This is a genomic window from Muricoccus nepalensis (genome assembly GCF_006438825.1).
Taxonomy (GTDB): Bacteria; Pseudomonadota; Alphaproteobacteria; order Acetobacterales; family Acetobacteraceae; genus Roseomonas; species Roseomonas nepalensis.
Window position 1 is genome coordinate 70,814 of record NZ_RCZP01000010.1, and the last position, 13,268, is coordinate 84,081.

Annotated in this window: 15 protein-coding genes; 6 read left to right on the top strand and 9 right to left on the bottom strand. The window is 75.5% G+C overall.

The annotated features are described in order from the left end of the window. The first annotated feature begins 26 nt into the window (after positions 1 to 26). A complete protein-coding gene (locus EAH89_RS12640; protein WP_206667539.1) occupies positions 27 to 689 on the top strand; it encodes a gamma-glutamylcyclotransferase in 663 nt (220 codons plus the stop codon). Between the two features lie 292 nt (positions 690 to 981). Here EAH89_RS12640 and EAH89_RS12645 read toward each other — a convergent pair whose 3' ends face one another. The 4 genes from EAH89_RS12645 to EAH89_RS12660 are packed head-to-tail and all read right to left on the bottom strand — an operon-like array spanning position 982 to position 4,076. Next, on the bottom strand, positions 982 to 1,710 hold the full coding sequence (locus tag EAH89_RS12645; RefSeq protein ID WP_140883545.1) for a lysophospholipid acyltransferase family protein: 729 nt from the start codon (positions 1,708 to 1,710) through the stop codon (positions 982 to 984). After that, positions 1,707 to 2,336 carry a YdcF family protein gene (locus EAH89_RS12650; protein ID WP_241666994.1) on the bottom strand — a complete coding sequence of 210 codons (630 nt, stop codon included), beginning with the start codon at positions 2,334 to 2,336 and terminating at the stop codon, positions 1,707 to 1,709. The genes EAH89_RS12645 and EAH89_RS12650 overlap by 4 nt, the downstream gene beginning before the upstream one ends. After that, complete coding sequence (locus EAH89_RS12655) at positions 2,333 to 3,205, bottom strand: cell division FtsX domain-containing protein (protein ID WP_140883547.1); 873 nt, start codon at positions 3,203 to 3,205, stop codon at positions 2,333 to 2,335. Before EAH89_RS12655 ends, EAH89_RS12650 begins: the two co-directional genes overlap by 4 nt. Continuing rightward, positions 3,198 to 4,076 (bottom strand): cell division ATP-binding protein FtsE, encoded by an 879-nt coding sequence (locus EAH89_RS12660; RefSeq protein WP_140883548.1) that lies wholly within the window; start codon positions 4,074 to 4,076, stop codon positions 3,198 to 3,200. The genes EAH89_RS12655 and EAH89_RS12660 overlap by 8 nt, the downstream gene beginning before the upstream one ends. A 101-nt stretch (positions 4,077 to 4,177) precedes the next feature. On the opposite strand from EAH89_RS12660, the gene EAH89_RS31965 reads away from it, so the two are divergent. The 3 genes from EAH89_RS31965 (at position 4,178) to EAH89_RS12675 (ending at position 5,965) form a co-directional block, all read left to right on the top strand. Further along, positions 4,178 to 4,648, top strand: a complete 471-nt coding sequence (locus tag EAH89_RS31965) for a zinc-ribbon domain-containing protein (RefSeq protein WP_140883550.1) — start codon at positions 4,178 to 4,180, stop codon at positions 4,646 to 4,648. Positions 4,649 to 4,695: 47 nt separating this feature from the next. Continuing rightward, complete coding sequence (gene queC / locus EAH89_RS12670; protein WP_140883552.1) at positions 4,696 to 5,430, top strand: 7-cyano-7-deazaguanine synthase QueC; 735 nt, start codon at positions 4,696 to 4,698, stop codon at positions 5,428 to 5,430. A gap of 70 nt (positions 5,431 to 5,500) precedes the next feature. Further along, positions 5,501 to 5,965 (top strand): nuclear transport factor 2 family protein, encoded by a 465-nt coding sequence (locus tag EAH89_RS12675; protein ID WP_140883554.1) that lies wholly within the window; start codon positions 5,501 to 5,503, stop codon positions 5,963 to 5,965. 67 nt (positions 5,966 to 6,032) lie between these two features. On the opposite strand, the gene rpsA is transcribed toward EAH89_RS12675, so the two are convergent. Then, entirely contained in the window at positions 6,033 to 7,751 is a 1,719-nt protein-coding gene (gene rpsA, locus EAH89_RS12680) for a 30S ribosomal protein S1 (RefSeq protein WP_140883557.1), read from the bottom strand. A 461-nt stretch (positions 7,752 to 8,212) separates the two neighbouring features. Here rpsA and EAH89_RS32590 point away from each other — a divergent pair, with 461 nt between their 5' ends. Next, positions 8,213 to 8,845 (top strand): CHRD domain-containing protein, encoded by a 633-nt coding sequence (locus tag EAH89_RS32590; protein WP_140883559.1) that lies wholly within the window; start codon positions 8,213 to 8,215, stop codon positions 8,843 to 8,845. A 68-nt stretch (positions 8,846 to 8,913) separates the two neighbouring features. Here the strand turns inward: EAH89_RS32590 and EAH89_RS12690 are convergent, their stop codons facing one another. Further along, entirely contained in the window at positions 8,914 to 9,549 is a 636-nt protein-coding gene (locus EAH89_RS12690) for a (d)CMP kinase (RefSeq protein ID WP_140883710.1), read from the bottom strand. A gap of 23 nt (positions 9,550 to 9,572) precedes the next feature. Then, positions 9,573 to 10,904 carry a 3-phosphoshikimate 1-carboxyvinyltransferase gene (aroA, locus tag EAH89_RS12695; RefSeq protein WP_140883708.1) on the bottom strand — a complete coding sequence of 444 codons (1,332 nt, stop codon included), beginning with the start codon at positions 10,902 to 10,904 and terminating at the stop codon, positions 9,573 to 9,575. 186 nt (positions 10,905 to 11,090) lie between these two features. Between aroA and EAH89_RS12700 the strand changes: the two genes are divergently transcribed. Next, a complete protein-coding gene (locus EAH89_RS12700) occupies positions 11,091 to 11,411 on the top strand; it encodes a TIGR02300 family protein (protein ID WP_140883561.1) in 321 nt (106 codons plus the stop codon). A gap of 95 nt (positions 11,412 to 11,506) precedes the next feature. Here the strand turns inward: EAH89_RS12700 and EAH89_RS12705 are convergent, their stop codons facing one another. Continuing rightward, positions 11,507 to 12,010 carry a YdcF family protein gene (locus tag EAH89_RS12705; protein WP_140883563.1) on the bottom strand — a complete coding sequence of 168 codons (504 nt, stop codon included), beginning with the start codon at positions 12,008 to 12,010 and terminating at the stop codon, positions 11,507 to 11,509. A 2-nt stretch (positions 12,011 to 12,012) separates the two neighbouring features. After that, positions 12,013 to 13,263, bottom strand: a complete 1,251-nt coding sequence (locus EAH89_RS12710) for a class I SAM-dependent methyltransferase (RefSeq protein ID WP_140883565.1) — start codon at positions 13,261 to 13,263, stop codon at positions 12,013 to 12,015. Positions 13,264 to 13,268: the final 5 nt, after the last annotated feature.

Below are 13,268 nucleotides of genomic sequence, written 5' to 3' on the forward strand. Positions count from 1 at the left end.
CGCTGCAACCGGGCGCGGGATGCCCTATGCTGCACCGCCACGCCATGATCCCCAGCCCCGACGCCTCGCCCCCCGTCCCGCCCGACCCCACCCCGCTGCTGGAGGCCGACGGCGCGCTCTACGTCTTCGGCTACGGCTCCCTCATCTGGAAGCCGGGCTTCCCCTTCCTCTCCTCCCACCCGGCGCGGCTGCACGGCTTCCACCGGCGCTTCTGCATCCTCTCGCACCGCTACCGCGGCACGCCCGAGGCCCCCGGCCTCGTCCTCGGCCTCGACCGCGGCGGCTCCTGCCGGGGCGTCGTCTTCCGCGTGGCCCCGGCCGAGGCCGCCGCCGTCCTCGCCTACCTGGAGGAGCGGGAGATGACCGGCGGCGTCTACCAGCGCCGCCTCCTGCCCGTGCAGCTCCTCGACGGCGGCGGCACCCGCCGCGCGCTCACCTTCGTGGCCGACCGCGGCGCCACGGCCTATTGCGGCGCGCTCGACCCCGGCGCGGCGGCGGTCGCCATCGGGCGCGGCCACGGCGTGATGGGGCCGAACCGGGACTACCTCCTCAACACCGTCGCCCATCTCCGCGCCCTCGGCGTGCGCGACGCCGGGCTCGACCGCATCGCCGCCCTCCTGCCGGAAAGCGGGACGGTCACGCCCGCAACGATCGGCGCCGAGCGCACCACCCCCGCCGATCCCACGTGATTCCAGCCGCTTGCGCCGCGACCCTCCAGCGGGTGCGGCGCTCGGGTGACAGGCAAGCGGGGACGGGGTTTTCCCACGAGTTGTCCACAGGAAGAGGGATTGACCACTCCCGGGGCCCCACAGCGTCCCCTCTTTGTTCCGGAATCATGCGCGAATCGCAGATTTTTTGCCGCAACACGCTGTAATCACTCGATATAAAATTATCCACAGATGGGGCCAAGCCCTTGGAATCGCAGACTCCAGAGGGCCTTGCCACGCGATCTTGCCGCGCGGTCGAAAGCGGTCGCGCCGCTTATTCCACCAATCCATCCACAGCCCTGACGAGCCCCGCCGAAGCCGCCGCCACCGCCGCCTCGGCGCGCTTCGTCAGCTCCGCCCGCGGCAGGCCAGGCGGGATCGCCGGCAGCACCGCGACGGTCAGCACCCCCGGCCGCTTGGTGAAAGACCGCTTGCCCCAGAGCCGCCCGGAATCGGTCGCGACGGGCACGACCGGCAGGCTCGTCGCCGCCGCCATGGCCGCGAAGCCGGGCTGCCAGGGCTGCACCTCCCCGGGGGCCGAGCGCGTCCCCTCCGGGAAGATCACCACCTGGTACCCGGCCTCGGCCGCCGAGCGCGTCGCCCGCACGAGCCGCTTCAGCGAGGAGGCGCCCCCCTCCCGGTCCACGGGGATGGAGTGGACATGCCGCGCCATCGCCCCCCAGCCCGGGATCCGCAGCAGCTCCTCCTTCATGACATAGGCCGGCCGCGGCAGCAGCGCGTGCCAGACGATGGTGTCGAAGGCCGACTGGTGCTGCGCCGCGATCAGCGCGGCGCCGTGCAGCGGCAGGTTCTCCGCCCCCGTCACCCGCAGCCGGATGCCGCAGACCACCCGCAGCAGCCAGAGCGACCCCCGCGCCCAGCCCCGGAGGTAGCGGTGCATCACGTCCGGGTGGAAGGCGAGCAGCGGCAGCCCGAAGAGCACCACCAGCGCGGTGAAGCCGAAGAAGAGAAGGTTGAACAGGGCGGAGCGGAGTGCGGTCACGGCAGGATGCGCCTCGGACGTTCGACGAGGACGGAGAGGCCAAGCCCCGCGCCCAGCAGTTTCAGGTACTCGCGCAGCATCGGCAGCGGCCGCGCGACGAAGGGGGCGACGGGGTGCGGCCGCAGCGCCGCCTCCGGCAGGGCGCGGCGCAGCTCCAGCAGGGCGCGCGGCATGTGGAAGCCGGCGGTCACCACCGTGATCTCCCGCAGCCCCGCCGCCCGCGCCCAGGCCGCCACCTCCCGCGCGTTGCCGCGGGTGCTGGTCGCCTCGTGGCCAAGGTCGGTGCGGTCGGCAAGGTCCGCCGCCTCCAGCCCCGCCCGCCGGGCGAGGTCGCCGAGCCCCGCCTCCGGCCCGACGCCGGAGACGATCAGCCGCCCGCCCTCCCGCGCCATCAGCAGCCCGAGCCCGGCCTCCACCCGCTCCGGCCCGCCCGTCAGCACGGCAATCCCGGCGGGCGCGCCGGGCACCGGCCCCGCTTCCGCCGCCGGCATCCCCGCCACCCGCAGCACGAAGACGAGGAAGCCGAGCCCCAGCCCGAGCGAGGCCAGCAGCGCCGCGCCGAGCGCCAGCGTGCCCCGCCGGCGCCACCCCCCGCGCGCCGGCAGCCGCACCAGCGCCCCCGTCACGGCATGTTCCTCAGCCAGCGCCGCACGGTGGCCTGGGCCGTGCCCCAGCCGATCGCGGCGGCCACCGGCGGCAGCGCCGCCAGCATCGCCCAGGGCACCCCCGCCAGCGCCCCGCCCGCCGTCTCCTCGCCCCCCGAGAGCGGCAGCGCGAGGCCCGAGAGCGCCGCCAGCGCCGGCACCGCGAGCGCGGCCCCGCCGAGCGCCCCCAGCCCCGCCAGCATCCCCACCCGCCGCGCGAAGCGCCCGGCGATGCCCGCGTCCGTGGCGCCGAGGTCGTGCAGCACCCCGATCGCCTCCCGCCGCGCCGCCAGCCCCGCCCGCGTCGCGACCGCCACCACCGCCATGGCGACCCCCGCGACCAGCGCGAGCACCGCCAGCGCCACCCCCTGCACCGAGCGCGCCAGCGCCGCCAGCCGCGCCACCCACAGCCCGTGCGATTCCAGCTCCGCCCCCGGCACCGCCGCCGAGAGCCGCCCGGCCAGGCCCTCCAGCCCCTCCGCCGAGCCCCGCAGCCGCAGCTCGATCACCCCCGGCAGGATCAGCGAGGGCGCATTGCCCAGCCAGGGCCGCAGCAGCTCCGCCACCCGCTCCGCGCTCACCGCCTCGGCCGAGGCCACGGCGCGGTCCCCGCGAAGCAGCGCCAGCGCCGCCGCCATCCGCTCGCGGCCCGGTTCCGGCACCTGCACCGTCACCGCCGCGGCCGCGCCGCCCTGCCAGCGGTCCGCCAGCCGGTCCGCCCCCTGCGCGCCCGCCAGCGCCAGCGCCGCCAGCAGCGCCATGGCCGCCACCAGCCCCGGCAGCAGCCGGTCCGACAGCGCCCGGCGCAGGCCGAGCGGGTCGCGCGAGATGCGCCGCCGCCGCTCAGCCAAGGTCCGCCTCCGGGGGCCGTGGCCCTGGCCAGACGCCGCGCCGCGCCCGGCCCGCCTCCACCGCGTCGCCCGGCCCCGGCGCCTCCTCCGCGTCCCCGCTCCCGTCCTCGAGCGCGGAGCCATCGTCCACCTCCCCCGCCAGGAGGGCCGCCGCCGTCTCCGGCCCCGCCTCGGCCGCGTGCGGCCAGGGGTCGAGCGAGACGATCCGCCCCCCCTCCAGCGCCATGACGTGCCCCGGGTGCTGCGCGATCAGGTCGCGCGAATGCGTCGCCACCACCACGGTGGCGCCCAGCCGGTTCATCTCCTCCAGCAGCATCATCAGCCGCCGCGCCTGGGCGGCGTCGAGGTTCCCCGTGGGCTCGTCCGCCAGCAGCAGCGACGGCCGCGTCACCACCGCCCGCGCGATCGCCACCCGCTGCTGCTCGCCGCCCGAGAGCTGCGGCGGCAGCGCCTCCTCCCGCCCGTCCAGCCCGACCCAGCGCAGCATCTCCGTCACGTCCGGCCGCAGCCCCGCCTCGGGCCGCCCGGCGAGCCGCAGCGGCAGCGCCACGTTGTCGAAGGCCGTGAGGTAGGGCAGCAGCCGGAACTCCTGGAACACCGCCCCGATCCGCCGCCGCAGCCGCGGCAGGTCCGCCCGCCGCGCGCGCGACAGCGGCATCCCCAGCACCTCCACCTCTCCGCGCGTCGGCCGCAGCGAGAGCTGCATCATCCGCAGCAGCGAGGTCTTGCCCGCCCCGGACGGCCCCGTCAGCCAGGTGAAGGACCCCTGGGGGAGCGTGAAGGAGAGGTCTCGAAGCGTCTCCCGCTCCCCCGCCGCGGCGCCGCGGACGGGGTCGGGGTAGCGGAGCCCGACCTGGGAAAAGCGCACCATGGCCGCGATGTGCCACGCCGGGCGCCCGAACGGTAGCCGCCCCGCGCCCGCTGAGCACCGGGTGGCGTTGCGTTAATCGCGATGCGGAAACATCCTGGGCCATGCGCGTTGCCTGCCCGGAATGCTCCGCCGCCTACGAACTGCCCCCCGCCCTGGCCGCCAGGCTCGGCGAGGGCCGTCCGCTCCGCTGCGCCCGCTGCGGCCACACCTGGGCCCCGAGCCCGGCCGAACCCGGCGCCGCCCCCACCGCCGAACCCTCGCCCCCGCCGCCCGACCTCGACCCCTCGCCCCCCGACGGCCCCGCCTGGCCGACCCTGCTGGCGAGCATCCCGCAACCCGCGCCCCCCGCCCCGGCCCCGGCCGCCGCGCCGCCGGGCCGCGGCGCCGCCCTCCTCGCCCGCCTCCCGAAGCTCCCGGCCGATCGCGCGGGCGCCGCCCTCGCCGCCGCCTGGGCCGCCTCCGTCCTCCTCCTCGCCGGCGGGGCGCTGGCCGCCTGGCACTGGCGCGTCGCGATTGTGGAGGCTTGGCCCCCCGCCGCCCGCGCCTTCCTGGCCCTCGGCCTCGCCGGCTGAGGCCCCGCGCTGGACAGCGCCGCCCCCGCCGGGCACCTCCCGCCGGCATGACCGACACCGCGAACGACGGCGCCCTCGTCCTCCTCTCCGGCGGCCAGGACTCCACCACCTGCCTCGCCTGGGCGCTGGACCGCTTCCCCCGCGTGGAGACGCTCGGCTTCGACTACGGCCAGCGCCACCGGGTCGAGCTCGACCGCCGCCCGGCGCTCCGCCGCGGCCTCGCCGCCCTGAACCCCGCCTGGGCCGCCCGCCTCGGCGAGGACCACAGCCTCGCCCTCGACGCCCTCGGCGCCCTCTCCGACACGGCGCTCACGCGGGACACCGAGATCGCCATGCGGGAGGACGGCCTGCCCAACACCTTCGTCCCCGGCCGCAACCTCCTCTTCCTCACCTTCGCCGCGGCCCTCGCCTACCGCCGCGGCCTCCGCCACCTCGTCGGCGGCATGTGCGAGACGGACTTCTCCGGCTACCCCGACTGCCGCGACGACACGATCAAGGCGCTGCAGGTGGCGCTGAACCTCGGCATGGACCGCCGCTTCGTCCTCCACACCCCCCTCATGTGGATCGACAAGGCCGAGACCTGGCGCCTCGCCCGGCGCCTCGGCGGCGACCCCCTGGTGCGCCTCGTCGTGGAGGAGACCCACACCTGCTACCGCGGCGAGCGCGGCGCGATGCACCCCTGGGGCCACGGCTGCGGCACCTGCCCCGCCTGCGAGCTCCGCGCGGCCGGCTGGCGCGGCTTCGTCGCGGAAGGGGTGGAGGAGGCGCCGCGCGGGGGGTGACGGCCCCCTCGGAACCCTCCTAGCCTTTCGCCGCGGCCCGGGCGCCGGGCCGGACGAACAGGAGGAACGCTTGACCCTTACCCGCCGAAGCCTCGCCCTCGCCGCCGGCTGGCTCGCCGCCGCGGCCGCCGCCCCCGCCCTCGCCCAGACCCCCGCGAATTCCCCGGCCGACGAGAAGGCCGTCGCCGACGCCGTGGAGCGCCTCCGCCAGGCCATGATCGCGGCCGACCGCGCCCGCCTCGAGGCCACCGCCGCCGAGGCCCTCACCTACGGCCACTCCTCCGGCCGCGTGGAGAACAAGGAGCAGTTCGTCGCCGCCATCGTGGAGGGCCGCAGCGTCTTCCGCAGCATCAACCTCTCCGAGCAGGCGATCCAGGTCTCGGGCGACGTAGCGACCGTCCGCCACCTCCTCACCGCCGAGACGATGGACGGCGGCCGCCCGGGCAACGTGCGCATCGGCGTGCTGCTCGTGATGCAGAAGCAGGGCGGCGACTGGAAGCTCCTCGCCCGCCAGGCCGTGCCCCGCCCCGCCTGAGGCGCCGCCCAACGAAAAAGGGCCGCCCCTCGCGGGACGGCCCCTCACTCTCAGCCCAGAACGGGGCTCACTCGTCCGTGGAGAGGTTCCGGCGGCGGATGGCCGCGCCCAGGATGTCGCCCAGCGACGCGCCGCTGTCCGACGTCCCGAACTCCTTCACCGCCTCGCGCTCCTCCTCGATCTCCTTGCCCTTGATCGTCAGGGCCAGGCGACGGGCGGCGCGGTCGATGCCGGTGACCTTGGCATCCACCTTCTCGCCGATGGCGAACTTCTCGGGGCGCTGGTCGCCGCGGTCGCGGGCAAGCTCGGCGCGGCGGATGAAGCCCGTGAGGACCTCGTCGACCTTCACCTCGATGCCGTTGGCCTCGACCTTCGTCACGATGCAGGTGACGACCTCGCCCTTGCGCACCTTGTCCAGCACCTCGGCGGCCGGATCGGCCTCGAGCTGCTTGATGCCGAGCGAGATGCGCTCCTTCTCGACGTCGATATCAAGGACCTTGGCCTTGACCATGTCGCCCTTGTTGTAGTTCGCCATCGCCTGCTCGGGCGTGAGGTCCCACGACAGGTCGGACATGTGGACCATGCCGTCGATCTCCGGGGCCAGGCCGACGAAGAGCCCGAACTCGGTGATGTTGCGGATCTCGCCCTCGACGATGGTGCCCGGGGCATGGGTCTCCATGAAGACCTCCCACGGGTTGCCCTGCGCCTGCTTGAGGCCGAGCGAGATGCGGCGCTTCGGCTCGTCCACGTCGAGGATGACCACCTCCACTTCCTGCGAAGTGGCGACGATCTTGCCCGGATGGACGTTCTTCTTCGTCCAGGACATCTCGGACACGTGCACGAGGCCCTCGACCCCCGGCTCCAGCTCCACGAAGGCGCCGTAGTCGGTGATGTTGGTCACGCGGCCCGAGAACTTGCCCTGCACCGGGTACTTGGCGGCCACGCCCTCCCAGGGGTCGGACATCAGCTGCTTCATGCCGAGCGAGATGCGCTGCGTCTCGGAGTTGAAGCGGATGACCTGCACCTTCACCGGCTGGCCGATCGTCAGGGCCTCGCTCGGGTGGTTGATGCGGCGCCAGGCGATGTCGGTGACGTGCAGCAGCCCGTCCACGCCGCCCAGGTCCACGAAGGCGCCGTAGTCGGTGATGTTCTTCACCACGCCGTCGAGGACCATGCCCTCCTTCAGGCCCTGGATCAGCTCGGAGCGCTGCTCGGCGCGCGTCTCCTCGAGAACCGCGCGGCGCGACACCACGATGTTCCCGCGGGCGCGGTCCATCTTCAGGATCTGGAACGGCTGGGGCGAGCCCATCAGCGGCCCGACGTCGCGCACGGGGCGGATGTCGACCTGCGAACCCGGAAGGAAGGCCACGGCGCCGCCGAGGTCGACGGTGAAGCCGCCCTTCACGCGCCCGAAGATGACGCCGTTCACGCGCACCTGCGCCTGGAACTGCTTCTCGAGGTTCGTCCAGGCCTCCTCGCGCCGCGCCTTCTCGCGCGAGAGCACGATGGAGCCGTCGCGGTCCTCGTAGCGCTCGACGAAGAGCTCGATCAGGTCGCCCGGCTTGACCTCGGGCTTCTGGCCCTGGGCCGCGAACTCGCGGAGGGGAACGCGCCCCTCGCTCTTGAGGCCGACATCGACGACGGCGACGTCGTCATCGATGCGGATGACCTTCCCCGTGACGACGGAGCCGGCAAAGCCGGTGTCGGCGCCCAGCGTCTCGTCGAGAAGGGAGGCAAAGTCCTCGCCGCCGGCCATGGGCCGGTCGAGGGTGGTGGCAGATGCCATGTAGCGGTGTGTTCCTGAAGGCGGGGCATGACGCGCCGCCTGGGTCCTGCGCCCCACCCCTCTGCCGCCGCTCGCGGCCGGCTGGATGGCACGTCTTGCCCGGTCGGGCCTGTTCGGGGAGCACCCGGGTACGGGTGAGCGGCCGGGATCAGAGCCCCGGTCACCGCGCCCCATTAAGCCATCGCGCCCCTCTCTTGCAAGGGGAACCCGCCTCCGCGCGCCCGGGGAGCGGGCGGCCTGGCGAACGGCGAGAAAAAACGCGGACGTGATCCCCTCGTGTCGCATCCGGAAGTAAGCGATACTTGAAGCACCCAAGTACTTGAGTCGGTGGATTTTCCAGCCGCCAGACAGCGTCTTTTTTCTTCTTGCGGCTTCAATCGACTACAACGTGGTCCGCTCCTTGCTCCCTGTATTCGTGGAGCAGGGGAATCATACCCGTGCCCGGTCACGGAGAACGTCGCATGAGAGCAGAGCAGTTCACGGGCACCGTCCGGCGCGGGGCCCCGTCCCTCGCCACGGCGCTGGCCCTCGCCATCGCCGCCGCGGTGCCCCTCGCCAGCGCCGCGCCCGTCACCTTCACGGCCACGCTCAGCGGCGCCCAGGAGGACGTCCCGAACAACTCGACGGGCGTCGCGAACGCCGTCGTCAGCCTCGACACCGCCGCGCACACGCTCGCCGTCAGCTTCACCTTCAGCAACCTGCTCGGCACCACCGCGGCCGCCCACATCCACTGCTGCACGGCCGCGCCCGGCACCGGCGCCGCGCCGGTCGCGACCCAGGTCCCGACCTTCTCGGGCTTCCCGCTGGGCGTGACGAGCGGCACCTACACGAGCAGCTTCGACACCCTCCTGGCCGCCACCTACAACCCGTCCTTCCTCACCTCGAACGGGGGAAGCACGGCCGCGGCCGAGGCCTCCCTCCTCGCGGGGATGTCGGCCGGCCTGGCCTACCTCAACATCCACACGAGCCTCTTCCCCAACGGCGAGATCCGCGGCTTCCTCTCGCCGGTGGCCGTGCCCGAGCCCGCCTCCCTGGGCCTCCTCGGCGTCGGCCTCGCCGGCCTCGCCGCCGTCCGCCGCCGCCGTCGGGCCTGAGGGCGGGCGCCGCCCCTCGCGGACGCGTCCCGCCCGGCCGGCGGGAGGCGCCGCGGGGGCCGGCCCCCTCAGACGGAAAGCCGCGCCTGCACCAGCGTCCAGGCCTCGCGGAAGGCGGCCTCGGCGTCCATCTCCGTCGTGTCCAGCAGCAGCGCGTCCTCGGCCGGCCGCATCGGCGCCACGTCGCGGGCGGCGTCGCGCGCGTCCCGCAGCGCCATCTCCGCCGCCACCTCCTCCAGCACCACCACCTCGCCCCGCCCGGCCCGCTCCAGCCAGCGCCGCCGCGCCCGCGCCTCCGGCGAGGCCGTGACGAAGAGCTTCACCCGCGCGTCCGGGCAGACCACCGTCCCGATGTCCCGCCCGTCCATCACGCCGCCCTTGCGCGCCGCGAAGTCGCGCTGGAAGTCGAGCAGCGCGGCCCGCACCGCCGGCTGGGCCGCCACCTGGCTCGCCCCCTGGTCCACCTCCGCCCCGCGCAGGTCGGGGCGGTCGAGGTCCGCCAGGTCCAGCCCGCGCGCCGCCGCCTCGGCCGCCCCGGGGTCCGTCGGCAGCCCGCCCGCCAGCAGCACCCGCCGCGCGACCGCCCGGTAGAGCAGCCCGGTGTCGAGGTAGGGCAGCCCCAGCTCCCGCGCGAGCCGCCGCGCCAGCGTGCCCTTGCCCGCCGCCGCCGGCCCGTCCACGGCCACCACGACGGGGTCCACCAGCCCCTCCGGCGCGCCCGCCTCGCTCACGGCGCGGCCGCCGGCGCGATCGCGTCCCCGCCCGCGAGCCCGTTCATCATCGCGGCGAAGCCCGGGAAGGAGGTGTCGATGAAGCCCGTGTCGTCCACCGCCACCGGCCGCGCCGCCGCCAGCCCCATCACCAGCGCCGACATGGCGATCCGGTGGTCCATCTGGGTCGCCACCGTCCCGCCCCCCGGCGCCGGCGATCCGTCGCCCGTCACCACCAGGTCGTCCCCCTCCACCACGGCCGTGACGCCCGCGGCCGCCAGCAGGGCGACGGTCGCGGCCAGCCGGTCGCTCTCCTTCACCCGCAGCTCTCCCAGGCCCCGCATCCGCGTCGTCCCCCGCGCGAAGGCGGCCGCCACCGCCAGCACCGGGTACTCGTCGATCATCGAGGGCGCCCGCCCCGGCGGCACCTCCACGCCCCGCAGCGCCGAGAAGGTGGCGGTCAGGTCCCCCACGCTCTCCCCGCCCTCGACCCGCGCGTTCGAGACGGCGAGGTCCGCCCCCATCTCACGCAGCGTCGCGAAGAGCCCCGTCCGCAGCGGGTTGAGCCCCACCCCCTCCACCGTCACGGCGGAGCCCGGCACCAGCAGCGCCGCCACCAGAGGGAAGGCCGCCGAGGACGGGTCCGCCGGCACCACCACCGGCGCCGCGCGCAGCTCCGGCTGGCCCTCCAGCTCGATCACCCGCCGGTGCCCCTCGGCCTCGACCCGCACCACGGCGCCGAAGTGGCGCAACATGTTCTCCGTGTGGTCCCGCGTCGCCTCCGGCTCCTCCACGCGGGTGATCCCCCGCGCGCAGAGCCCGGCCAGCAGCACCGCCGACTTCACCTGGGCCGAGGGCACGGGCAGGACGTAGTCCAGCGGCACCGGCTCCGCCGCCCCCTCCACCGCCAGCGGCAGCCGCCCGCCGGCCCGCCCCGTGAAGCGCGCGCCGACTGCCGAGAGCGGCTCCGTCACCCGCCGCATCGGCCGCCCGCGCAGCGAGGCGTCGCCCGTCAGCACCGCGAACAGGGGATGCCCCGCCAGCAGCCCGCAGATCAGCCGCGCCGCGGTGCCCGAATTGCCCATGTCCAGCACGTCCGCCGGCTCCACCAGCCCACCGACCCCGCGCCCCGCCACCCGCCAGTGGCCCGGCGCCACCCGCTCCACCTCGGCGCCCAGCGCCCGCATGGCGGCGGCCGTGCGCAGCACGTCCTCGCCCTCCAGCAGCCCGGTGATCTCGGTGGTGCCCACGGCCAACGCCCCGAACATCAGCGCGCGGTGCGAGATGGACTTGTCGCCGGGCACCGAGACCCGCCCGGAAAGCCCCCGGCCGGGCGGCCCCGCCCGCATCGGCCGCGGCGGCGCCGCGCCGGCATGACCGGCCGCGGAGAGGGGCAAGCGATCGGTCATGGGCAACACTTGCGGCTGGTGGAGGGCCGCCGCGTTTGACACGCCAGGGGCCCCGTGGCAATGCGCGCCGCCCTTTCCGACACCCCTTTGGCCCGCCCCCGCGGAGGGCCCATTCGAGGCTTCCTGATGGCCAAAGCCGAACTCGGCCTCAAGCGAACCTGCGTCGCCTGCGGCGCCCGCTTCTACGACCTCGCCCGCAGCCCCGCGGTCTGCCCCAAGTGCGGCACCGAGCAGCCGGCCGAGCAGCCGCGCGCCAAGCGCGTCGCCGCCCCCCTGCCGGAGGAGAAGGTCCGCAAGCGCCCCGCCGCCGTGGAAGGCGCCGACACCGACGACGTGGAGGTGGAGGCCGACGTGGCCGACGCCGACGACGACGCCGAGGACCTCGACGAGGACGAGGACATCGCCGAGGAGATCGGCGTCGAGAGCGACAACGACGAGGAGACCTGACGGTCCGGGGCGCTCAGGCGCCCCCTTCCTCCACGGGCGGCCGGGATCCTGGCCGTCCGCGCCGGCCGGCGGGGCCGAAAAGCCCCGCCCGGCCCCTACCCGCCCCGCAGCCGGTGCCAGGCCGCCAGCGCCGCGTCGTAGGGCAGCGCCGGCACCTCCCGCAGGCGCCAGCGCAGGTCGCTGAACCCCGGCCCCGGCACCGCCGCCTGCCCGGGCCCCACCCGCAGCCCGAGCAGCCGCAGCAGCAGCGCGCAGCGCGGCAGGTGGTAGCCCGACGAGACCGGGTGGACCGTGCCCGGCCAGTCCCGCAGCATCGCCGCAACGGCCCGCGCCGAGGACAGCGTGTCCGTCCCCGTCGGCTCCTCCCGGATGCGATCGGGGTCGATCCCCCAGTCCCGCAGCAGCTTCGCCATCACCTGGGACTCGGCCGGCCCGTGTCGCCCCTGCCCCCCCGTCGGCACGAAGACGGGGCGGCCGCCCAATGCCTCCCCCAGCTCCACCGCCGCCGCGACGCGCCGCTGCATCGTCTGGCTCGGGCGCGCGTCGGGCCGCACGGCCGCGCCGAAGATGACGATGGCCGGCGCGTCCGTCCCAGCCACGCTCACCCCCGCGCCGCCAGCGTCACCCGGTTCGTCGGCTCCATTGCCCGCCACAGCGCCGCCATGTCGCGCGCCACCTGCGCCGCGGGCGCCCCCCCGGCCTCCACCGCCCGCGCGATCCCGGCCAGGCTCGTCGTCCCGTCCACCCGCGCGAGGATGGCCGAGGCCAGCGGCGGCACGGGAAGCACCACCCGCAGCCCGTCGAAGCTGATCGCGAGGCTCCCCCCGCGCGCCGCCTTCGCCCAAGCCCCGCCGTCCCCCCCGCGCAGCACCGGCACCGCCGAGGGGTCCTCCCAGTCCGCCCGCATCGCCGGGTCCTCCGCCCGCGCGAGGTAGGCGATGTGGATGCCCATGTTCCCCGCCAGCGCCTCCGCCAGCGCCGCCCGCTCCACCATCCCCATCGCGGCCGTCCGCGCCCGCAGCTTCGGGTCCGGCAGCAGGTGGTCCGGGTCGTAGCGCACCGGTTCCACGAGCGTCGAAATCCGCAGCCCCGCCCCCTCCACCAGCGCCGCGAGTTGCGGCACCGTGAAGGCGACGTCCCGCGGGTTCAGCAGCAGGTCGTACAGCCCGGGGTCGCCGCCCCCCTGAGGCAGCGGCAGGTGGTCCGTGATCCAGGGGTTCTTCCGCAGCCAGGCCGTCTCCGGCAGGTGGCGCATCACGCGCTTCGCCACCTCCACCCGCGCGGCCGGCGCCTCCTCCGCCGGGGCGATCAGCCGCAGCGCCTCCTGCAGCATGTAGACGCCCGTGCGCCCGTGCGGCGCGTAGACCATGATCCCGAGGCCGCCCCCCGGCGCCAGCACCCCCGCTAGCGCCCGCAGCCCCGCCGCCGGATCCGGCAGGTGGTGCAGCACCCCGCAGCAATCGACGTAGTCGAAGACGCCCAACCCCTCCGGCAGGTCCAGGATCGACCCCTCCACGAAGCGCAGGTTGGAGAGCCCCCGCGCCGCCGCCCGCGCCTCCGCCACGCGCCGGGCTGCCCCGGAGCGATCGAGCCAGACCACCTCCCCCGGCCGCCCCGCCCAGGCCATCTGCTGCGCCAGCATGATCGCCCCGTCCCCGGTGCCGCCCCCGGCCACCAGCGCCCGCATCGGAAGCGCCGCCGGCCGGCGCGCGCCAAACACCCAGTGGTCCACCTCCGCCAGGTTGGACGGACTGCCGACGACCAGCCGCTTCGCCTCGTCCCGCGGGTCGCGCGCGGGGTAGGGAAGCGCCTCGTACTGGGCGGCAAGCTGGGCATCGGTCGCGTCGGGCATCCCCC

Excerpts from the sequence above, each read along its gene's own strand:
- rpsA (WP_140883557.1), bottom strand. The coding sequence starts at position 7,751 with ATGGCATCTGCCACCACCCTCGACCGGCCCATGGCCGGCGGCGAGGAC.
- EAH89_RS31965 (WP_140883550.1), top strand. The coding sequence starts at position 4,178 with ATGCGCGTTGCCTGCCCGGAATGCTCCGCCGCCTACGAACTGCCCCCC.
- EAH89_RS12660 (WP_140883548.1), bottom strand. The coding sequence starts at position 4,076 with ATGGTGCGCTTTTCCCAGGTCGGGCTCCGCTACCCCGACCCCGTCCGC.
- EAH89_RS32590 (WP_140883559.1), top strand. The coding sequence starts at position 8,213 with ATGAGAGCAGAGCAGTTCACGGGCACCGTCCGGCGCGGGGCCCCGTCC.
- EAH89_RS12700 (WP_140883561.1), top strand. The coding sequence starts at position 11,091 with ATGGCCAAAGCCGAACTCGGCCTCAAGCGAACCTGCGTCGCCTGCGGC.
- queC (WP_140883552.1), top strand. The coding sequence starts at position 4,696 with ATGACCGACACCGCGAACGACGGCGCCCTCGTCCTCCTCTCCGGCGGC.
- aroA (WP_140883708.1), bottom strand. The coding sequence starts at position 10,904 with ATGCGGGCGGGGCCGCCCGGCCGGGGGCTTTCCGGGCGGGTCTCGGTG.
- EAH89_RS12710 (WP_140883565.1), bottom strand. The coding sequence starts at position 13,263 with ATGCCCGACGCGACCGATGCCCAGCTTGCCGCCCAGTACGAGGCGCTT.
- EAH89_RS12640 (WP_206667539.1), top strand. The coding sequence starts at position 27 with ATGCTGCACCGCCACGCCATGATCCCCAGCCCCGACGCCTCGCCCCCC.